Annotated in this window: 19 protein-coding genes and 1 pseudogene; 1 reads left to right on the top strand and 19 read right to left on the bottom strand. The window is 45.2% G+C overall.

Going from position 1 to position 22,177, the window contains the following annotated elements; genetic code table 11:
- Positions 1-12: 12 nt before the first annotated feature.
- The 14 genes from rnr to ndk all read right to left on the bottom strand — a co-directional run bounded on the left by rnr (position 13) and on the right by ndk (position 16,422).
- Positions 13-2,490 carry a ribonuclease R gene (rnr, locus tag GQ367_RS04005; RefSeq protein WP_215291703.1) on the bottom strand — a complete coding sequence of 826 codons (2,478 nt, stop codon included), beginning with the start codon at positions 2,488-2,490 and terminating at the stop codon, positions 13-15.
- Between the two features lie 124 nt (positions 2,491-2,614).
- Positions 2,615-3,961 (bottom strand): adenylosuccinate synthase, encoded by a 1,347-nt coding sequence (locus GQ367_RS04000; protein WP_215291701.1) that lies wholly within the window; start codon positions 3,959-3,961, stop codon positions 2,615-2,617.
- 44 nt (positions 3,962-4,005) lie between these two features.
- The gene (locus GQ367_RS03995) at positions 4,006-5,172 is read right to left on the bottom strand and encodes an ATP phosphoribosyltransferase regulatory subunit (protein ID WP_215291699.1); all 1,167 of its coding nucleotides are present in this window, start codon (positions 5,170-5,172) and stop codon (positions 4,006-4,008) included.
- Positions 5,172-6,071 carry a protease modulator HflC gene (hflC, locus tag GQ367_RS03990; protein WP_215291881.1) on the bottom strand — a complete coding sequence of 300 codons (900 nt, stop codon included), beginning with the start codon at positions 6,069-6,071 and terminating at the stop codon, positions 5,172-5,174. The genes GQ367_RS03995 and hflC overlap by 1 nt, the downstream gene beginning before the upstream one ends.
- Before the next feature lie 15 nt (positions 6,072-6,086).
- Entirely contained in the window at positions 6,087-7,424 is a 1,338-nt protein-coding gene (hflK, locus tag GQ367_RS03985; RefSeq protein ID WP_251370208.1) for an FtsH protease activity modulator HflK, read from the bottom strand.
- On the bottom strand, positions 7,417-8,640 hold the full coding sequence (gene hflX, locus GQ367_RS03980) for a GTPase HflX (RefSeq protein WP_215291695.1): 1,224 nt from the start codon (positions 8,638-8,640) through the stop codon (positions 7,417-7,419). The genes hflK and hflX overlap by 8 nt, the downstream gene beginning before the upstream one ends.
- 6 nt (positions 8,641-8,646) lie before the next feature.
- Positions 8,647-8,892, bottom strand: a complete 246-nt coding sequence (gene hfq / locus GQ367_RS03975) for an RNA chaperone Hfq (RefSeq protein WP_215291693.1) — start codon at positions 8,890-8,892, stop codon at positions 8,647-8,649.
- Positions 8,893-9,010: 118 nt separating this feature from the next.
- The gene (gene der / locus GQ367_RS03970) at positions 9,011-10,363 is read right to left on the bottom strand and encodes a ribosome biogenesis GTPase Der (protein WP_215291691.1); all 1,353 of its coding nucleotides are present in this window, start codon (positions 10,361-10,363) and stop codon (positions 9,011-9,013) included.
- Between the two features lie 68 nt (positions 10,364-10,431).
- A complete protein-coding gene (gene bamB, locus GQ367_RS03965) occupies positions 10,432-11,565 on the bottom strand; it encodes an outer membrane protein assembly factor BamB (RefSeq protein ID WP_215291689.1) in 1,134 nt (377 codons plus the stop codon).
- Positions 11,565-12,209 (bottom strand): tetratricopeptide repeat protein, encoded by a 645-nt coding sequence (locus GQ367_RS03960; RefSeq protein ID WP_215291687.1) that lies wholly within the window; start codon positions 12,207-12,209, stop codon positions 11,565-11,567. The genes bamB and GQ367_RS03960 overlap by 1 nt, the downstream gene beginning before the upstream one ends.
- Positions 12,210-12,219: 10 nt before the next feature.
- Positions 12,220-13,485, bottom strand: coding sequence for a histidine--tRNA ligase (gene hisS / locus GQ367_RS03955; RefSeq protein ID WP_251370226.1), 1,266 nt, complete (start codon positions 13,483-13,485; stop codon positions 12,220-12,222).
- An 88-nt stretch (positions 13,486-13,573) separates the two neighbouring features.
- Positions 13,574-14,830, bottom strand: coding sequence for a flavodoxin-dependent (E)-4-hydroxy-3-methylbut-2-enyl-diphosphate synthase (gene ispG / locus GQ367_RS03950; RefSeq protein WP_215291683.1), 1,257 nt, complete (start codon positions 14,828-14,830; stop codon positions 13,574-13,576).
- Entirely contained in the window at positions 14,827-15,984 is a 1,158-nt protein-coding gene (gene rlmN, locus GQ367_RS03945; RefSeq protein ID WP_215291880.1) for a 23S rRNA (adenine(2503)-C(2))-methyltransferase RlmN, read from the bottom strand. Before rlmN ends, ispG begins: the two co-directional genes overlap by 4 nt.
- Positions 15,985-15,996: 12 nt before the next feature.
- Positions 15,997-16,422, bottom strand: a complete 426-nt coding sequence (ndk, locus tag GQ367_RS03940) for a nucleoside-diphosphate kinase (protein WP_089516575.1) — start codon at positions 16,420-16,422, stop codon at positions 15,997-15,999.
- 272 nt (positions 16,423-16,694) lie between these two features.
- Here ndk and GQ367_RS03935 point away from each other — a divergent pair, with 272 nt between their 5' ends.
- Entirely contained in the window at positions 16,695-17,396 is a 702-nt protein-coding gene (locus GQ367_RS03935; RefSeq protein WP_215291681.1) for a Bax inhibitor-1 family protein, read from the top strand.
- Between the two features lie 62 nt (positions 17,397-17,458).
- On the opposite strand, the gene rlmD is transcribed toward GQ367_RS03935, so the two are convergent.
- The 5 genes and pseudogenes from rlmD to GQ367_RS03910 all read right to left on the bottom strand — a co-directional run.
- A complete protein-coding gene (gene rlmD / locus GQ367_RS03930) occupies positions 17,459-18,817 on the bottom strand; it encodes a 23S rRNA (uracil(1939)-C(5))-methyltransferase RlmD (protein WP_215291672.1) in 1,359 nt (452 codons plus the stop codon).
- Positions 18,814-19,647: a 3'-5' exonuclease gene (locus GQ367_RS03925; RefSeq protein WP_215291663.1), complete on the bottom strand. Its 834-nt coding sequence runs from the start codon at positions 19,645-19,647 to the stop codon at positions 18,814-18,816. The genes rlmD and GQ367_RS03925 overlap by 4 nt, the downstream gene beginning before the upstream one ends.
- 63 nt (positions 19,648-19,710) lie before the next feature.
- Positions 19,711-20,670 (bottom strand): RNA polymerase sigma factor RpoS, encoded by a 960-nt coding sequence (gene rpoS, locus GQ367_RS03920; RefSeq protein ID WP_215291661.1) that lies wholly within the window; start codon positions 20,668-20,670, stop codon positions 19,711-19,713.
- A gap of 2 nt (positions 20,671-20,672) precedes the next feature.
- On the bottom strand, positions 20,673-21,473 hold the full coding sequence (locus GQ367_RS03915) for a peptidoglycan DD-metalloendopeptidase family protein (protein ID WP_215291642.1): 801 nt from the start codon (positions 21,471-21,473) through the stop codon (positions 20,673-20,675).
- A 41-nt stretch (positions 21,474-21,514) separates the two neighbouring features.
- Positions 21,515-22,147, bottom strand: a pseudogene (locus tag GQ367_RS03910) (protein-L-isoaspartate(D-aspartate) O-methyltransferase); the annotation flags it as partial.
- Positions 22,148-22,177: the final 30 nt, after the last annotated feature.

The raw sequence follows: 22,177 nt of genomic DNA, 5'->3' as shown, positions 1-22,177 counted from the left end.
CTCTATCTGACATTAACGACGACCTTTACGAACACTTAACTCATGCCCTTTTGATTTGGCATTGCTTGCTTTTTTGGGTTTTTTACCAGCCTTGGCTGCAGTGGTTTTCTTCTTGGCTGCGCCTGCTGATTTAGTAGGTGGCGATGATAAACCACCAGCAGCCTCTGCAGAAGCTCCTCGAGAACTTCTTACGCCAGCGCTAGCAGCGCTTGAGCTTGGATTGGATCTTGAACTAGAGTGAGATCTTCCTGACGATTTTTTTGCTCCAGGATGTCGGCCAGTTTTGTTACCTCGACCTTGATCAACCTTTGAGAAACGATCACTTGCCCCAACGCCAGCAATACCATTTCTATCACTGTTTGGCTTGACCAAACTGAACTCAATTCTTCTAGCATCCAAATCAACTCGACTGACCAAAACATGAACGCGATCAGTTAGTCTGTAACGAATGCCGGTACGTTCACCACGCAACTCTTGTCTGGCCTCATCGTATTGGTAGTAATCACCGCCAAGTTCACTGATGTGGATCATGCCTTCAACAAACAAGCTTTCCAATTGAACAAATAGGCCAAACGTTGCAACACCAGTGATCGTGCCAGCATACTCTTGACCAAGATGGTCACGCATGTAGTAACACTTCAACCATGCCTCAACATCTCGTGAAGCTTCATCTGCTCGACGCTCATTTGAAGAGCAGTGAACTCCGAGTTGAGCCCATGCTGCCATAGCAGTTGATGCCTCTTGCTTAGCTTTGGAACCACGAGCTGTTTTAGCCGCCGGTTTTAACTTACCTTCTTCATGAGACTTCTTGGCATTGGCGGCATTGACTCGACCAGGGCCGCTCTTAGGCATGGCCAAGTTCAAGACCACGTCCGACGGAATGCTTGGTGAATAAGTTTTCTTCGCCAAAATAGCTTTGATGGCGCGATGAACCAATAAGTCTGGATAACGGCGAATTGGGCTGGTGAAGTGAGCATAGGCTGGATATGCCAAACCAAAGTGACCATAGTTATCTGGTTGGTACACCGCCTGTTGCATTGATCTCAATACCACGGACTGAAGCATGCTCGCATCAGGTCTAGGCTTGATCTCTTCAATCAATTTAGCAAAGTCTTTAGGTCTTGGCTTATCAGAGCCACCCAAATTTAAACCAGCCGTTCTCAATACTTGCTTGAGCGTTAATAGCTTTTCAACAGATGGTTCAGCATGCACACGGAACAATGAGGCATGGCCATTTTTATCTAAGAAGTCTGCAGCACAGACGTTGGCTGACAACATGCACTCTTCAATGATTCGATGAGCCTCATTACGAACTCTTGGCTCAATGCGTTCAATCTTGCCCAAGGCATTACTGATGATTTGAGTTTCAGTCGTCTCAAAATCAATCGCACCGCGCTTATCTCTTGCAGCGCGCAAAACTTTATAAAGACTGTATAGGCGATCAAGATTCTTTTTAAGGTGCTTGAATCTTGCCGCTTCCGGGCCATTTGAATTACTTAAAATTTCCCATACCGTGTTGTAAGTGAAGCGCTGTGCTGAGTGCATCACCGCTGGGTAGAATTGATAAGCCTGCACTTCACCATGAACATCAATCACCGCATCACAAACCATGCACAAGCGATCAACTTCAGGCTTTAGCGAGCACAGACCATTCGATATCTTTTCCGGCAGCATTGGTATGACTCTGCGCGGGAAGTAAACAGATGTGGCACGACTGATAGCGTCGGTATCTAGCGGATGACCTGGTTTGACATAGTGAGAAACGTCGGCGATTGCAACAATCAAGCGCCATGCTTTCTCTTTACCCCATGTCACAGGCTCACAGTAAACAGCATCATCAAAGTCACGGGCATCTTCACCGTCAATCGTGACCAGAGGAATATCCCGAAGATCAATGCGACCCTCTAGATCTTCATCTCTTATTTCATCAGGCAATGCCTCTGCTTCTTTGGCAGCAGCTGGAGAAAATAAATGAGGCACACCGTACTTGCGCACAGCGATTTCAATTTCCATGCCAGGGTCATCAATCTCACCGAGGACCTCAACCACTCGACCAACCGCTTGGCGATAACTATCTGGATAATCAATGATCTCAACAGAAACAACTTGACCCAATTTGGCGCTGCCCTGCCCTTTGGGTGGAATCAGAATATCGTGACCAATTCTTTTATCTTCAGGCGCACAAATCAAAACACCGTTTTCATTCAATAAACGACCAATCACAAATTGATTGGCATGCATGAGCACTTCGCTGATTTGACCCTCTGGGCGACCGCGTCGATCAACCCCAGATACTCTCACGATCACTTTATCGTGATGCATGACACGCGACATTTCGCGCTCATTTAAAAAGATATCCTCACCACCATCATCAGGAATAACAAATCCAAATCCATCTCGGTGGCCTTGCACCGTGCCTTGCTTTTCTGGGAGATTTTTTGCCTTTGACTCAGATAGAGCCAATGTCCCTTTAGTACTTTTTTTAGTCATACCCCATTGTCTTATAAGAATGTGTCATTTCATAATAATTTATCAAAACTACCGTAGAAATTCTTTTATCAGCAAAGAAAAACGGCGCCTTAAGCGCCGTTTTGTCTGGATGCCGATTTGCTGATCAAGCCTCAAATGGGTGTTGAAGCAAGATCGTTTCATTCCGGTCTGGACCTGTTGAAACCATGGCAATAGGAACACAGGCCACTTCTTCAACTCTCTTTAGGTAAGTTTGAGCTGCTTTTGGTAATTCATCCCACTTTTGGATGCCCACGGTTGTCTCAGACCAACCCGGGAAAGTCTCATAAATTGGCTCACATCTAGCAACCGCATCAGAACCACGTGGCAGAACGTCCAAAGTTTTACCATCCAACTTGTAGCCAACGCACAAACGTAGCTCTTTAAGACCATCTAGAACGTCTAGTTTTGTCATGCAAAGGCCTGTCACACCACTGATCTGGATAGAACGCTTCAATGCTGCAGCATCTAACCAACCAGTTCTGCGAGGACGGCCAGTCACAGAGCCAAATTCTTTGCCAACTTCAGCCAAACGCAGACCAATTGGGTCTTGAGCCTTAGGATTGGCGTGATCGTAAAGTTCGCTTGGGAAAGGACCTGAACCTACGCGTGTGCAATAAGCTTTAGTAATACCAAGCACATAATGCAAGCTTCCTGGGCCAACACCAGAACCAGCAGCCGCATTACCAGCCACACAGTTTGAAGATGTCACAAATGGGTAAGTACCGTGGTCGATATCCAACAATGCGCCCTGCGCACCTTCAAATAATAGGTTTTTACCGGCTTTTTGAACCGCATCCAAGTCGCTTGAAACATCAGCCACCAATGGGCGCAACTGATCAGCGTAACTCAACATGCTGTCTCTAACTTCAGCAAAGTCCAAGGCAGGAGCCTTGAAGTACTGAGTTAATACGAAATTGTGATATTCGAGGTTTTCTTTTAATTTTTCAGCGAAAGACTCTGGGAAGAATAGGTCTTGAACTCTGAGGGCGCGGCGAGCCACTTTATCCTCATAAGCTGGACCAATGCCGCGGCCAGTTGTACCAATCTTTGCATTACCGCGCTTAGCTTCACGCGCATGATCAATCGCCACGTGGTACGGCAAAATTAAGGTAGTTGCCTCAGAAATCTTCAAACGTGAGCGGACATCAACGCCAGCAGCCTCAAGCTCACCAATTTCTTTAAACAGAGCTTCAGGAGACAAAACCACACCGTTACCGATGTAGCAAGTCACGCCCGGACGCATGATTCCAGATGGAATTAAACGCAAAATGGTTTTTTGACCATTGATGATCAAGGTATGACCAGCATTGTGACCACCTTGGAAGCGAACCACGCCTTCAGCATGATCCGTTAACCAGTCAACAATCTTACCTTTACCCTCATCACCCCATTGGGTGCCAATCACAACAACGTTACGACCGGATTTACCGCTAGATTTCTGTACAGACATAGGAACCAAGTAAAAATTAATTAGAAATTGTGCAAACGAGCATTTTACGCTCTTGTCTTAATGACCCATGCACCTTTTTGATTCACTAACTCTCGATCGCAATGAAATTCATCGCCATCTTGCTCGTGACCAGGCAATAACTGAATCACAACTTGACCCTGAGAGCGCAATTGAGCGATCTCTTGACTCAATGTTGAATCATTGGACCAAGGGGCTAGGATGGCAGTTTTTCTAGAGTCTTTCTTAGAAATACGAGCTAACGTCATGATATCTAATGAAAAACCTGTGGCAGGACGTGAGCGACCAAAAGCCTTGCCTACCATGTCATAACGACCACCACGGGCGATAGCGACTGGCAAACCTTCAACATAAGCCGCAAACATCACACCGCTGTGATATTGGTAACCCTTCAAATCTGAAAGATCCAAGTTCAGTTTTGGGCTGTTTGGCAACTCTGCCACGGCCGCACAAAGACGCTCTAACTCATCCAAAGCAGCTTTTACAGAAGCTGTTTTAGGTAAATTTTGACGAGCCTGATCCAAGACCTTTTTAGGCGAACCGCTCAGATTGGCCAAGGCCAAAACCGCTGATTTAACCTCAGATGGCCAATCCAATAGCACCTCGTTCAAACAAGGCAAATCTTTGGTCTGTAATGCAGAGTAAAGAGCTTCTAAAGACTCTGGTTTCGGTGAAAAATCACCCAAAATGGCTGTCAAAAGACCGGCGTGAGACATGTCTAGGGTGATTTCACCAACCTGACTCAAATTAAGGACGTCATTTAATAAAGCCTGGATTTCAAGATCGGCTTCCCAACCAGAATGACCGTAAATCTCTGCACCTAATTGCAACTGCTCTCTAGAACTTGAGCCAGCAGCAGCTCGGGTGTGAAGAATTGATCCAGCGTAGCAAAGGCGAGTAACCCCTTGGCGATTGAGAAGGTGTGCATCGATTCTGGCAACCTGAGGGGTCATGTCTGCACGCAAGCCCAAGGTTCTGCCTGAAATCTGATCAACCAATTTAAAGGTTTTCAGATTCAAATCTTGCCCTGAACCAGTCAGTAATGAATCCAAATACTCCAACATCGGAGGCATGACCAATTCATAGCCGTAGGCCTGAAAACGATCCAATAGAATTCGGCGTAAATCTTCAATCTTTCTTGCCTCAGAAGGCAAGATGTCCGCAATATTTTCAGGTAATAACCAGCGATTCATTACTTGGCCGCCGCATTAGAATTTGAAGATTGTGGTCTGCTACCCTTCATGAATTTTAAAAACTCAGAGCTTGGATCCATGACCATCAAGTCTTGCTTGGTTTTAAAGCTACTGCGATAGGCTTCAAGACTTCTATAAAATTGAGCAAATTGAGGATCGCGGTTAAATGCTTCACCATATAAAGCAGTGGCTCTTGCATCGCCCTGACCCTTGATTTTTTGAGCATCACGGTAGGCTCTTGAAAGAATGATGTCGCGTTGGCGCTCAGCATCAGCTCGGATCTTTTCAGACTCAGCAGAACCTGTTGAACGAAGTTCATTGGCCACACGCTTGCGCTCTGCTTCCATTCGGCGGAATACAGATTCACTGATCTCTGCCAATAGGTCAATTCGCTTTAAACGCACATCAACAATCTCAATACCAATATCAGCGGCTTCTTCAGCAACCTTCTTACGAATATTCTGCATGACCTGCTCACGCTGCTCAGAGATCAATTCACGAACTGTGCGCTTGGTGAACTCCTCGTTCAAGGCTGACTTAACCAACTGATTCAAACGGTCTTGAGCCATGCGCTCATCGCCTCTAAAACTGATAAAGAATTTACGTGGCTCAACAATGCGCCACTTCACAAAAGAGTCAACCAGTAAGTTTTTCTTTTCAGCAGTGATAAAACGCTCTGCATCTGGAGTGTCAATAGTCAAAATGCGGCGTTCAAAGAATTGCACACTCTGGAATGGCGGCGGTAATTTAAATTGCAAGCCAGGCTCTTCAACCACGCGCTTTAGTTCTCCGAAGGCGAAAACTGCGGCGTACTGACGTTGATCAACAATAAATATAGTCGAGGATAAAAGGCCGATCAAAATGAACAAGCCAGCAACAATTGGGAAAATTCGATTCATCATTCTGTTTATCTCCTATCGTTCACGGCTTCTCAAACCAGATGTATCTCTTCTTTCAGCAGGAACTGCTGCAGGATTCACAATTGGTGAGTTAGGGTTAGGAGATGAAGTATTGGCAGGTGTATTCGCCATGGTGTTTGAAGTCTGCAATGGCGTTGGGCCAGTGCTTGGGCCCACTTGCTGAATCAACTTATCCAACGGCAAATACAACAAAGAACCATTGCTTGAGCGCTGATCAACCATGACCTTTGTCACGTTGTTATAAATCTCTTGCATAGCATCAATGTACATGCGCTCACGAGTGACCTGAGGAGCTTTAGCGTATTCAACTTGAATCAACTTGAAACGAGTTGCATCACCTTCTGCTGTCGCAGTCACTTTGGCCTTATAACCTTCGGCTTCTTGCATCAAGCGATCTGCTGCACCACGAGCCTTAGGAATGATGTCGTTAGCGTATGCCTGACCTTCGTTTTTCAAACGCTCACGGTCCTGACCTGCCTTCACAGCATCATCAAATGCTGCTTGAACTTGCTCTGGAGGTTGTACGTTTTGTACAGTCACGCTGGTAACAAAAATACCAGCTTTGTAGCTATCTAAAATTTTCTGGATAGATGCATTCAAATCAATCGCGAGCTTTTCGCGGTTCTCATACAAGACATTGTCCATCTTGCTTTTACCAACAATCTCACGGACAGCAGTTTCAGCAGATTGAACAACGGCAGCATCTGGATCTTTGTTGTTGAACAAATACTCAGAAGCATCTTTCAAACGGTATTGAACAGCAAACTTCACATCAATGATGTTTTCGTCTTCAGTCAACATTGAAGAATCTTTGAGATTTGATGCTTTGATCAAATTAGCTCTACCCACCTCAACTGAACGAATGGATGACAGGTTCACCACTTCATGAGTTTGAATAGGCCAAGGCATGCGCCAGTTGATACCAGGACGGGTTGTATAACTGTATTTACCAAACTGTAAAACCACGCCAGTCTGACCTTCTTGAATCATAAAGAAGCCGCTAAATACCCAAACAACCACTGCGACTAAAACCACAACTCCAGCACCAATGCCTGACTTCATGCCATCACCGCCAGTACCCCTGGATGATGGTGGCTGATTATTACCGCCGCCTTGACCTTTACCTTTGAATAAATTATTCAAACGGTTATTGAAGTCTGTCCACAACTGATCTAAATCAGGCGGGCCATCTTGTTTTTGAGGTTGACGAGGTCTTTCCTCTTGACGAGGTGGAGTCGCGTCTTTTTCATCACGGCCACGATCTGGGCCTGACTGATGGTTATTGCCCCAACCGGGATCATTAACAGAGAATATTTGTAGTAATTTACGCATCGAAGGGAGAATACATTCCTGTACGAGTATGAAAAACATCTAACGATTCCCAGCGTTTAACTGGGGCCTGTGAACTTAATTCTGCAACAGAAGGAACCTCATCTACAGGAGCCTTCATTCTATCAGTGTTCCTTGCTAAATCAGCCAATGTTTGACGGAGTAAATCCAAGCCAATGCCTTCTTTAGCAGATATGTATATTGCTGCAACCTTGCCATTTCTGTCATAGCGTATAACAGGACCTCTCTCCATTAGAGCAGGGACTTGGTCGATTTTATTAACCACAACTAGCTGAGGGGTTTCGTTTGCACCAATTTCAGTCAAAACCTTATCAACTTCAATCATTTGTTGTTCGCGGTCAAAACTTGATGCATCAACCACGTGCAGCAACAAGTCAGCTCTCACGGTTTCATCCAAGGTTGCCCTAAAAGCCTCCACCAACTGGTGAGGAAGATCTCGGATAAATCCAACCGTATCAGAAACCACTGCATTACCAATCTCAGGCAAATAAACCCTTCTTGAGGTGGTATCTAAAGTTGCAAATAATTGGTCTGCGGCATACGTACCAGCTTTGGTCAAAGCATTGAAGAGAGTAGATTTACCAGCATTGGTATACCCAACCAAAGATACTGAAAATACCCCGCCCTTTTCTCTGGAGCGGCGCTGGGTTGCCTGCTGCTTTTGCAATTTTTCCAATTCAGCTTGTAAACGCTTGGCTTTGTTTTCAAGCATCCTTCGGTCTAATTCCATTTGCGTCTCACCAGGGCCGCCACGCATACCAATACCACCCTTTTGACGCTCCAAGTGACTCCAAGCTTTGACCAATCTGGATACTTGATAACGAACATTCGCAAGTTGCACCTGGGTCTTACCCACATGGCTCTTAGCTCTTTGAGCAAAAATATCTAAAATCAAGCCAGTTCGATCGATCACATGGCATTGCAAGTGACGTTCTAAATTACGTTGCTGAACGGGTGAAAGCGCATGATTAAAAATTGCCAATTCAACCTCATTGGCCTCCATCTGCTCTCTTAGTTCTGTGGCTTTGCCCGAACCCATGTAAAGGGCTGGGTCTGGTTTTGATCGCTTGGCAATCATTGTCATCACTGGCTGTGATCCAGCGCTGGATGCGAGAAGTCCCAACTCCGCCATACTATCTGCAAAGTCAGGTTTACCGCCTGGATCTATCCCAATAAGGGCTGCTTTAACTGCTTGCATAAGAAGTTAAGCGTCTGGGGTTCCCTCATCCGCACGGAACTCTACCGCTCTAGCAGGAACCACAGTTGAAATAGCATGCTTGTAAACCATTTGAGTCACAGTATTACGAAGAAGAATCACGTACTGGTCAAACGATTCAACATTTCCCTGTAATTTAATACCATTCACCAAGTAAATGGATACGGGAATGTGCTCTTTGCGCAAAGCATTTAAAAATGGATCTTGTAAAAGTTGGCCTTTATTATTGTTCATGCCTGCTCCTTCTTTCTTATTGGTTGTTTGGAGTCTTACTCTATAAAAATAGTCTCAGTTAATCATTGTTGTCAGTTGATTAGCCTTTAGTTTAACTAAGCTAGATAAAAAGTGCCTTTCACTTCTTTTTCTTGCCTTTATCCGAGTCAACAAAAGGGTTTTGACCTGTTCTAAATTCAAGTCTCAATGGAGTTCCTCGTAACTTAAAGGCCTCCCTAAAACGCCCCTCTAGGTAACGACGATAGCTATCCGTCACACCACTCAAAGCATTGCCGTGAATCACAACAATCGGAGGGTTTGAACCACCTTGGTGCGCATAACGCATCTTAGGACGGGACATACCAACACGCTTTGGTTGCTGAAACTCAACAGCCTCCTCCAAAATGCGGGTCAATTTAGGAGTCGGCATCTTAGACATGGCTGCAGCAAAGGCTGCATCGACATCTTTGAACAATTCTTTGATGCCAAAGCCTTTGATTGCAGAGATCGGATGAACGTTGGCAAAGTCTAAGAAACGCAGTTTTCTAGCAATGTCTGTTCTGGCACGTTCTTTTTCGTAATCATCCATGCCATCCCATTTATTCACTGCTAATACCAATGCTCTACCAGCATCCACAATGAAGCCTGCAATATGAGCATCTTGCTCTGAAATATCTTGCTGTGCATCCAACATCAGAATCACCACGTTGGCATCAGCAATCGCCTGCAATGTTTTAACCACTGAAAACTTTTCAATGGCTTCAAATACTTTGCCGCGCTTACGAAGTCCAGCCGTATCGATCATCACGTAAGGTTTACCGTTGCGGGTAAATGGCACGTCAATGGCATCTCGGGTTGTGCCAGGCATATCAAACGCAATCACACGCTCTTCACCAATCAAAGTATTGATGAATGTTGATTTACCAACGTTTGGTCGACCAACCACAGCAATTCGCATCGGTTTGTCTGTGCGATCATCTTCTTCAGGTTCATCAGGCAAGCCCAATGCATCCAAAGCATCATCAATCATGTAACGCACGCCATCACCGTGTGCTGATGAAATAGCTACCGGCTCACCTAAACCTAATTCATAGAAATCTGCTGTGACTGTGGCATGCGCCATGCCTTCAGCTTTGTTGACTGCCAAAATGACTGGGCGACCAGTCTTGCGAAGAAAATCAGCAATCACTCGATCTTGAGGTGCCATGCCCAAACGAGCATCAACCAAGAAAATCACCACATCGGCTTCAACCACCGCTTGCTTGGTTTGCTTGGCCATTTCAGCCAAGATACCTGTTTTAGCAACAGGCTCAAAACCACCCGTATCAATACAAATGAACTCACGCTCACCCACACGGCCATTGCCGTAATGTCGATCACGCGTTAAGCCAGAAAAATCAGCCACCAACGCATCACGCGAGCGCGTCAAGCGATTAAATAGTGTTGATTTACCAACGTTTGGTCTGCCAACAATGGCAATAACTGGTTTCATAGATTCTTTAAGTTTCTGCTTGAGTAAGACTTGATTTTTTAATCGCAGCCAAACTCAGGCAGACATTTTTAATTAGGTCGATAGGCAGACAAAGTGCCGCCTCGGGTTTGAATGATCAACAATCCACTAGCAACAATTGGAGCTGCACTGATGCCGCTGCTATCAACACGAACTCTGGCAATCGCTTGGCCACTGCTTTGCTCTAAGAAATGAAGATAGCCTTGCTTATCACCCATCACAACTACACGGCCAACCGCCAAAGGTTCGCCAACATCGCGCCAAGTCATGGTCTCGTTGCGCCAAACCTCAACGCCATCTACCGCTCTGTATGCCACCACATGTGATTTTTCATCGGCAGCAAAGACAAAATCTTGTGATTGAGCTGTACCTGTATGACTTGAGAAATCTTTTGCCCAAGTCAAATTACCGCTACTCAAATCACCGCAAGCAATTCTGCCTTGAAAAGCAACAGCGCATAAACGACGACCCAAAACGGTTGGTCTAGCTGAAACATCTGTCATGCGTTCAATTTCTGAGAATCCCTTAGGGTAAGACAAAGATGCTTCCCACAAAAGACTGCCAGAAGACAGACCAATCACGCCAATCTTGCCACCAGAAAAGCCTGTGACAAAAGCATCTGCAGCAACTGGGACCATCGGGAAACTGTTTCTAAGTGCTAATGCTGTTTGAGGGCGCACATAAGACCAGCGACGCTTTCCTGTTTTTGCATCCAAGCCGATGAAACGGTTGTCAATGGTACGAATCACAGCAATACCACCAAGAACTAGAGGCTCAGTCAAAACCTCAGCCCCCACCTTTTCTTCCCAAATCTTCTGACCTGTTGAGTCGTAGGCGTAAACAAGACCTTTGGTTGAACCAACCACAACCACGCTGCCATCACTGCCAGGGCCTGATGAAATCTCTGAAGGAGCTTTCACTTGCCATGCAGCTTTACCAGTTAGAACCTCAATTTTTGAAATGGTGCCATTGCCAGCTGAAGTGTATAAATAATCACCAGCCAAAACAGGTCGCATCACAAACGTATCAGATTTGCCAACGCTTGTGGACCAAACAGAGGCAACAGAAATTTTGTCATCCACCTTGGTCAATGAAGCAGGCTCACGCTTTTTAACGCTTGAGCATGAGGCCAAAAAACTGATGGCTAAGAGAGCCCATGCAAGTTTAGATAAAGATTTAGTCATTAACGACCTCCAACAGCATCTAATTTAACTTTCAATAAACGTTTTGCTTCATCGGCAGCATCAGGGTTCTTGGCCAACTTATCCCAAGCTTGTTGATAAAACTGACGAGCTTCAATCGTTTTCTGTTGAGCCAACTGCACATCGCCACGTCTCTCGAGCAACAATGGTTCAAAAGCTGTTGATACGGAAGCACTGGCCACTTTTTCGGCGTCAGCAAAATCAGGCTTATCAATCAATAAAGAAACCAAGCGGGCTCTCGCAACATCGCGGTGAGCATCTGAAGAAGCCTTAGACATGGTCCAACGCAACTGCTGCTCAGCAGCACCCATATCGCCTGAAGTATTGGCAACTTGAGCGGCAACCAATCCAGCCATACCGGCGTAACTGGTTGAAGAATATTGATCTTGCAAATCTTTGGTAGCTCTTAGAACTCCTGGGACGTCTTGCTTTTGCGCAGAGACCAACAAAGTGTCATAAAGCTTGCTAGCAGCAAGAGAAGATCTGTTTTGCCACCAATTCCAAGCAGTGAATGAAGTGTAAGACAGCAAAATAACGATAAGTATCGCGATCAACCACTTACCGTATTGCTTCCACCAAGCCTTTAACTCGGCTAACTGTTCTTGTTCTTCTAGATTGAAATGCATAGTTACTCTCTTATTCTGAAGTGCTGACTAGTTGGTTAATGACTTCATCAACCAAATTATCCATTGAGACCGTGATTTGCTGACCATCACGACGAAGATCTTTTAACTGAACTTGATTGGCGGCCAATTCATCAGGTCCAATAATAATCGCATATGCGGCACCGCTGGCATCTGCTTTTTTCATTTGTGACTTAAAGCTGGCAGCCTCGCCATCGGGAGAGCAGTGCAAGACAACTTCTAGACCAGCACTGCGCAAACGTTCGGCCAAGATAAAAGCAGGCTCCAGTGTTTCACCAGCTTGGTGCAACATATAAATATCGCATCCAGCCTCTAAATCACTGGTCAAGCCCTGCTCTTTCATTAATTCAATCACGCGCTCCATGCCCATGGCCCAACCACATGCTGGAGCAGCTTTTCCACCCATCTGAGCAATCAAAGGGTCATAGCGTCCGCCACCTGCAACTGTTCCTTGAGAACCTAGCTCAGTCGTGACCCATTCAAAGACGGTCAAGTTGTAATAATCCAAACCTCTCACCAAACGAGGGTTGATGGTGAATGGCAAATTATTGGCCTTCAATAGCTTTTGCACACCCTCAAAATGCTTGAGAGACTCTTCACCCAAATAATTCAAAATTTGCGGAGCAGATTCAACGATTGCTTTCATTGCAGGATTCTTGCTATCAAGAATGCGCAATGGATTTGAAACCAAGCGTCGCTTTGAATCTTCATCGAGCTCAGATTCATGCTTTTTAAAATGCTCAATCAAAGCATCTCGATGAGCAGCGCGCTCATTGGCTTGGCCAAGTGAATTCAACTCTAACTTGATACCTGACAAACCTAAGTCATCCCATAAACGCTGACACATCAAAATAATTTCTGCATCAATATCAGGACCAGCAAAGCCAAGTGCTTCAATACCTAATTGGTGAAACTGTCTATAGCGACCACGCTGTGGGCGCTCATGTCTGAACATCGGGCCTGTGTACCAAAGACGCTTTGGGCCTTCATAAAGCATGTTGTGTTCAATCACTGCTCGCACAGCAGCAGCCGTTCCTTCAGGCCTAAGAGTTAACTGCTCACCATTAAGACCATCTTCAAAAGAGTACATTTCTTTTTCAACGATATCAGTGACTTCACCAATGCCTCGCTTAAAAAGAGCTGTTTGCTCAACGATCGGCGTACGGATTTGTTGATAACCATAAGCTCTCACCAAACTCTGAATAGACTGCTCTAAATGAGCCCATAGTGGTGCCTCAGCAGGAAGCATGTCATTCATGCCACGCACACCAGTGATTTTGTTTTGTTTACTTTGGGCCACTTGTTTTTCTTGGCCTTTTTCTTGATTATTTTCTTGGCTCATATTCTTACCCACTCACTTTGTTTTGATATGTGTTTTTCACATACTCATCAACAATCAATTGAAACTCTTCGGCAATCTTGTCACCGCGCAAGGTTTTAACTTTGACCCCATCAACAAATACAGGTGCAGCTGGTGACTCTCCAGTGCCTGGCAAAGAAATACCAATATTGGCATGCTTGCTCTCACCTGGGCCGTTCACAATGCAGCCCATCACTGCCACGTTCATCGATTCAACACCTGGGTGATTCTTTTTCCAAATAGGCATTTGATGGCGCAAATAGGACTGAATGCGTGAAGCCAACTCTTGGAAGTAAGTACTGGTCGTACGACCGCAACCTGGGCAAGCAATCACCATCGGCGTGAAATGACGCAAGCCCATCGTTTGTAAAATCTCTTGGGCCACAATCACTTCATTTTCTCTGGGCGCGCCTGGCTCAGGCGTCAACGAGATACGAATCGTGTCACCAATGCCCTCTTGCAACAACACTGAAAGCGCAGCAGTTGAAGCAACAATTCCTTTGCTTCCGATACCCGCCTCAGTCAGACCTAAATGCAATGGGTAATCACAGCGCACAGCAAGATCTCTGTACACAGAAATCAAATCTTGAACATTGCTCACCTTACAAGACAAGGTGATTTGATTGCCTGGCAAACCTAACTCTTCGGCCCTTGCTGCTGATTGCAAAGCAGACTGAATCAAAGCTTCAGCCATCACTTCACGCAACTCTTTAGGATTTGAGCTGGCGGCATTTTGATCCAATAGCTTTGCCAACAAATCTTGATCAAGACTTCCCCAGTTCACTCCAATGCGAATCGGCTTTTTGTACTGGCAAGCCATCTCAATCATTTGCGAAAACTGCACATCACGTTTAGCGCCTTGACCAACATTACCTGGATTAATTCGATACTTAGATAAAGCCTGCGCACAGTCAGGATGATCTTTTAATAAGGTGTGGCCGTTGTAATGAAAGTCACCAACCAATGGAACATAAACTTCCATCTTGTCCAATTGCTCACGAATCGCAGGAACAGCTGCAGCTGCAGCTGGAGTATCCACCGTGATACGCACAATTTCAGAGCCAGCCCTGGCCAACTCTTTCACCTGAATGGCTGTGGCAATGACATCGGCAGTATCGGTGTTCGTCATGGATTGAACGCGCACTGGCGCATCACCACCTACTGTGACAACTTGACCAGCCCATTCAATGATGGACTGCTGACTAACTCTTCTTTTTACTGGTGAAACAGGACTCGAGCTCATGAACGAGTGACTCCTTTTTCAAATTTAACCACCTGCATTCTTTGCTTTACATTGGTGCGATCTTTAACATCGCCGGCCAATTGACCGCAGGCAGCAGCAATATCATCACCGCGAGTTTTACGAACAGTTGTGATGATTCCAGCATCCATGAGGCGCTTGGCAAAATCTTGCACGCGCGCAGGACTTGATTTCTTCAGGCCTGAATCAGGGAAAGGATTGAACGGAATCAAATTCAATTTGCAAGGAATCTTCTTGAGTAACTCAACCAACTCTTTCGCATGCTCATCAGAATCGTTAACGCCGTACAACATGCAATATTCAAATGTTAAAAAATCTCGCGGAGCAAATGGCAAATAACGCATGCAAGCTGCCATCAACTCTTTCAGCGGATATTTTTTATTGATTGGAACTAACTCATCACGCAGTGCATCATTGGGCGCATGCAATGAAACAGCCAATGCCACCGGCAAGTCATTCGCCAATCGATCCATCATGGGAACAACACCGGAGGTAGATAAAGTCACGCGACGACGTGATAAGCCATAAGCGTTGTCACTTAGCATCAAACGCATCGCACCAACCACGGGCTCATAGTTGAGCAAAGGCTCGCCCATGCCCATCATCACCACGTTGGAGATAACCCTGCCTTCATGCTCATCAAGCGGCGTACCGTCGTAACTATCAATTCGTTTGATCGCGCCAGGTTCTTTGCGCAAAGTGTGCTCGGCCATCCACAACTGACCAATAATTTCACCGAGCGTAAGATTTCTTGAGAAGCCCTGCTTGCCTGTAGAACAAAAACTACAGTTCACCGCACAGCCCGCCTGAGAAGAGATACACAAAGTGCCTCGATCATCCTCAGGGATGTAAACCATTTCAACTGCATTGCCATCAGCAACATCTAACAACCACTTACGGGTGCCATCAGATGCCTGCTGATCACTGATAACTGGTAGAGCCGATACGCAAGCTTTTTCAGCAAGCGTGGCTCTGAATGTTTTGGCCAAGTCGCTCATTTGGGCGATATCAGCCTCACCGCGCTGATGAACCCAGCGCATCAACTGTTGAGCACGAAACGGTTTCTCCTGGAGGGACGCGATGTAATCGCTCATTCCCTCAGGATCAAAGTTTAGTAAGTTGATGCGTGAGTCAATCAATGGGATGAATTAACGTGAGAAAACTTGCATGCCTGGGAAGAAAAATGCAATTTCAACCGCAGCTGTTTCAGGAGCGTCTGAGCCGTGTACTGCGTTAGCATCAATGCTGTCAGCAAAGTCAGCACGAATCGTACCTTTGTCAGCCTTCTTAGGGTCTGTTGCACCCATCAATTCACGGTTCTTAGCAATAGCGTTCTCACCTTGCAAAGCTTGAATCATCACTGGGCCTGAAATCATGAAATCAACCAAGTCTTTGAAGAAAGGACGCTCTTTATGAACGCCGTAGAACTGCTCAGCTTCTTGACGTGAAAGATGGGCCATCTTGGCAGCAACAACTTTCAAGCCAGCAGACTCAAAACGAGCGTAAATTTGACCAATAACGTTCTTCGCTACTGCATCAGGTTTGATAATAGAAAGGGTGCGCTCAATTGCCATGAATAAACTCCATTGATAGATAGATTAAAAACCCCAAATTATACAGTGTTCGTCAGGGATTTCCCGAGGAAGAAATAGCTAAAAGCGTTGATTTTTAAGGAAAAGTCCCAAAATCAAGTGGCTAAAATACGGCTCTAGAGGCAAAAAAGCTTAAAAACACCCCTATTCGGCTATCAACAATCGAATTCCCCCTTGAAATTCATGGGAAATGTCTATACTTAGAGTACGAGTCCAGTGGTGGACGAGTCATGTTTATACATAAAGGAGTTTCAATGAGCGATTTAAACACTTATGGTTTTGGAAATAGCGGCGCTACATCCAGCGTTCAGGTCCGCAACCGGGTGTTACGTAACACCTACGCACTTTTAGCGTTATCAATGGTGCCTACAGTTTTGGGCGCTTGGATTGGTGTTGCGACAGGATTTTCACTCTTTGCTGGAAGCCCTTTCATTGGTTTGATCGCATTCTTCGCGATCGCCTTCGGTTTTTTCTGGGCAATTGAAAAGAACAAAGATTCTGGTCTAGGCGTTGTTCTATTGCTGGGCTTCACATTTTTCATGGGTCTCATGCTCTCACGCTTGATTGGCTCAATCCTAGGCTTCAGCAATGGCGCAAGCTTGATCATGACAGCCTTTGGTGGCACTGCGGTGATTTTTGCGGGCATGGCTAGCTTGGCTGGCACCGTTAAGAAAGACTTGTCACAAGGTCTTGGCAAATGGTTATTCATCGGCGTGATTTTGTTGATTCTTGCTTCAGTGGCTAACATTTGGCTTCAAATGCCTGCTTTGATGCTCACAATCAGTGTTGTAGCGATTGCGATCTTCTCTGCATTCATTTTGGTTGACGTACAGCGCGTGATCAACGGCGGTGAAACAAACTATGTGGTGGCAACTTTGAGTATCTACTTGAGCGTATACAACGTGTTCAGCAATTTGCTAGCATTGTTGGGTATCTTCGGTGGCGACCGCGAGTAAATTCCAACCGATAAAACGAAAAGGCCAGCATTGCTGGCCTTTTTTATTTGAAGCTCTATGAATTAACGCTCAAAAACAGCCATCGATTCAACATGTGAGGTGTGCGGGAACATATTGATCACACCAGCCGCTTTCAAGCGATAGCCCGCTTGCCCCACCAAAATGCCGACATCTCTAGCTAAAGTAGCAGGATTACAAGAGACGTAAACAATGCGTTTTGGCAAATAAGATTTTTCTTCAGAATTACCTGAGTTAGCCATCAAGGCCAAAGAGTTTGCCAAAGCCATCGCCCCATCTCGAGGTGGATCAATCAACCATTTATCAGCCTTGCCCCAAGACTGAATAACGCTTGGGGTCACTTCAAATAAATTGCTACAAGCAAAGTTAACTCGCTCTCCCAAATGATTGTGAACAGTGTTTTCTTTAGCTCGCTTGGTTAACTCATCACTGCCCTCAATACCAAAAACTTCAGCAGCCCTTCTGGCCAGAGGCAAAGTGAAGTTGCCAATACCGCAAAATAAATCAAGTACACGATCAGAAGACTGTGGTGCCAACAACTGAATCGCTTTACTGACCAACACCCTATTCACTTGATGATTAACCTGGGTAAAGTCCGTTGGCTTGAAGGGCATTTCAATATCAAACTCTGGAAGTCGATAACAAAGATGACTCTCTGCAGGATGCAGTGGATAGGCACTGTCGAGACCGGCAGGTTGAAGCCACATATCAATGTTTTGGATTTGTGAAAAATTAATCAGTTTTTGCTGATCATCAGAACTCAATGGTTCCAAATGTCTTAAAACAAAAGCTGTGGTCAAAGAACCTGGTGTTTTACCTTCGCCAATCGCAAACTCTAATTGAGCAAGCTCACCAGGAATCGATAGCTGAGAAATCAACTCTCTCCAACGGGGCAATAAATCAGAAACATGGGCTGGCAAAATATCGCAAGACAACATGTCAGTGATGCGGCTACCTTTTTTCTGATGAAACCCAACCAGCACGCGACCTTTAGGAATCTTGAAGATGGATAAGCGGCCACGATAGCGATATTCCCAAGTGGGTCCTGATATGGGACGCAACATGACCTCGGGACGGACGCGACCCAAGTACTTCAGGTTATCTTCCAACACTCTTTGCTTCATCGCTAATTGGGCTCTAGCGTCCAAATGTTGCATGGAGCAACCGCCACATTCATTGAAAGAAGGACATTTTGGAGTGACGCGACTCGATGATGTTTTATAAATATGGGTGAGCTTGGCTAACTCGAATTTACTTTTGACTTTATAAGATTGAAATTCAACATCTTCCCTAGGTAAAGCCCCGTCAATGAATACGACTTTTCCAGGCTTACCATTTTCATCCAATGGTCTAGCAACACCTTGAGCTTCAAGGTTCAGGGATTCAACAATGACTCTGGTCACAGGCTATCTTTTGAATCTGTAGAAAAATTACTCAAGTACTCTTGCCAAAAAGCGCCATTGGGAGTTTTAGACTCTTTGAGTAATTCATTTTTAACAAACTGAATCTCTTCTTCATATTCCTCAGGAGAAACTCCACCACGCATTCTTTGAAAACGACAATAGACCAGATAAGTATTCACAACATCAGTTTCACAATAATCGCGAATTTCTTTGATCTTGCCATCTAAAAAACCCTGCCAGACCTGGCCACCATCCATCCCCATCTTTCCAGGGAAACCACAGAGCTTCGCCAAAGCATCTAGAGGTGCATTGGCACGGCCAGAAAACTTTGCCAGCAAATCCATCAAATCAATGTGGCGCATGTGATAGCGACTGATGTAGTTATTCCACTTAAAGTCTCTGCTATCACTATCACCGCTCTCACCCATCTCCCAATATCTAGAAGACACCACCCCATTCAATAAAGCGCGGTAATGCAACACAGGCAAGTCAAAGCCACTGCCATTCCAAGAAACTAACTGAGGCGTGTATTTTTCAATCAAGTCAAAGAATGCTTGGATGATTTCTTTTTCAGAACTTCCTGCATCACCAAGACTGCCCACTTTGAATTGAGGAGAACCGTCTTTGGTGGTTCGCCGAATGACGCATGAAATTGCCACAACCTTGTGCAAATGCAAGGGCATGAATTCACTGCCAGTCTTTTCTTTGCGAATAGCCAGCGCTTGATTAACAACCTCTTCATCTGACACTGAATCAGGTATGTTTTCTAAGCGCCTGATGCCAGCTGCATCAGGAATGGTTTCAATGTCAAAAACTAATACGCCAGCCATGAAAAATATCTTTCTCTTTATTGATTAGATTCATTTGTTAGGGTCACAAGCAAGAAACAAGGATCAATCATCAAGAACTGAACCTTTATCCAAGCCATGACTCGATAAATGTTTCTTTAGTTTAATCAAAGACTCTTGCTGGATTTGACGAACACGCTCTTTCGACAAACTCAACTCCTTCGCAAGACCTTCCAAGGTTGCCGGCTCTTGATTATCGAGGCCATAACGCCTGATGATCACCATGCGCTGATCTTCCTTTAAATTTTTAAGCCAGTTCCTCAACATCTCTTCGAGCTGAGACTTCTCAACTTCCTGATCAGGAGAGGCGCTGCGGTCATCAGAAATAAAATCGAGCAGGCTCGAGCCAGGATCTAAATCTCGCGGCGCATCTAACGATGTGGTGTGCTCTGCCAAAGCTAGAGCATCAGCAACATCTTCTAAAGATTTCCCAGTCAAACTGGCAATGTCTTCAAGGTCTGGAGATCTGCCTTCAGCTCCCAAAGCTTGCTCTAAAAAACGTCTAGCTCTTAGTACCTGGTTAATTTCTCTAATGACATGAACAGGCAAACGAACAGTTCTAACTTGGCTCATCAAAGCCTTCTCGACACTTTGCCTGATCCACCAAGTGGCGTAGGTTGAAAATCTAAAGCCACGCTGAGGCTCAAACTTCTCAAGAGCATGCATCAACCCCAAGTTACCTTCCTCAATGAGGTCAGGCAAAGGTAAACCGCGATGCATATAGGTTTTGGCAATGCTCACGACCAAACGCAAGTTATGCTCAATCATGGCCTGTCTTGCTGAAAAATCACCAGCCTGAGCCTGAGTAGCGACCTTGAGTTCTTCTTCGGGGGTGAATAAAGGTTTACTGGAGATTTGCTGTAAGTAGCGCTGCACGAGATCCGCAGACAATTCGGCAGCTAAAACTTCTTTTAATTCGTCCGCATCCAGCTCTTGACTGTTTAAATCAGTTAGCTCAGAAAAGTCATTGAATGAGCTGTTATCTGAGTCTAATGATTTGGTCATACTCAAGGAAGATAAGACATTGGATCAACAGGTTTGCCGTGTTTACGAACTTCAAAATGCAATTTCACCTGATCAGCATCGGTATTACCCATCTCAGCAATTTTTTGGGCTTTCTTAACGCTGTCACCCTCTTTAACAAGAAGGGTTTTATTGTGAGCATAGGCTGTTAAATAAGTGTTGTCATGCTTCACAATCACCAAATTACCGTAACCTCTCAAACTATTACCGGCATAAACTACTTTGCCATCTGCAGCGGCCTGAATTGGGTCGCCAGATTTACCGGAAATATCAATACCTTTATTTTTACCTTCGTCAAAGCGATCAACCACATTGCCCTTTGATGGCCAAGAAAGCTTGATGCCAGCATCAGAAGCAACATCATTAGACTTTTCTACCTTAGTCTCGTTCTTCGCCAGCTTCTCATCTTTCATTTTGTCCGATGGCTTCACAACATCTTTAGCTGCGCTTGGCTTTTCTTGCTTGACTTCAACTTTCGAAGTCATTGCTTTAGCTGATCTTGGAGGCACCACACGAATCACTTGATCAACTTCAATTTGATTCATGTCTGCAATGTTGTTCCACTCTGCAATGTCGCGATGAGATTGACCATGATCTAGGGCAATTCTCAATAAAGTGTCGCCGCGTTTAATACGATAGAAACCTGCCTGCACTGGTTCAAGGCTTGCACCTTTACCACCAGAACGATCAACCACAGGTGCGGGTGCAGAGCGCGTTGCGCAACCCGACTGAAACACAACAGTCGAAATGGCCAAAGTAACAATCAATAAACGGGGGAAATTCATAAGCTCACAGCAGTAAAAAACACAATTAAACAGCGATTAAATTACACAATACCTGATTGTAAAGGCACAAAAAATACTTCTTCAAGAACAGTTCTTTGATAACGCTGTGAACTGACCCGCTCGACCACAACCAATTGCTGCTCTTCTTCGTTTTTAGCGACCGGAGCCACCAAACGACCGCCAATAGCCAATTGGTCTAATAGTGGGTCTGGGATACCCAAACCAGCTGCTGCCAGGATGATTCCATCAAACGGAGCGGCTTGTGGCAAGCCTCGGATGCCATCTCCATAAACAAGGCGCAAATTAGGGATTCTGAAAGGTCTTAGCTTTGCCCTGGCTTGCTCATGTAAAGGCTTGATTCGCTCAATTGAATAAACCTCTTGGGCAAGCAAACTCAAAATAGCCGCCTGATAGCCACAGCCAGTACCAATTTCCAGGACCTTACCAAGGTCTTTCTTGGGGCGCATCAATAGTTCAACCATGCGAGCCACCACTGATGGCTTTGAAATTGTTTGCTGATGTCCAATCGGTAAAGCTGAATCTTCATAGGCTCTTGCATCAAGCGCATGATCAATGAATGCATGGCGTGGCACAGTCGCAATTGCTTCTAATACCTGACGATTACGCACCCCACTAGCAGCAACTTTTTCTGCTAATTGAAGACGTGCCTTATCGAACATGGGATCTTTTTTAACCACAAACAA

The organism is Polynucleobacter sp. MWH-CaK5 (assembly GCF_018687615.1).
Classification (GTDB): domain Bacteria; phylum Pseudomonadota; class Gammaproteobacteria; order Burkholderiales; family Burkholderiaceae; genus Polynucleobacter.
The sequence above is the reverse complement of the archived record's forward strand: the minus strand, read 5'-3'. Positions and strand labels throughout refer to the sequence as shown.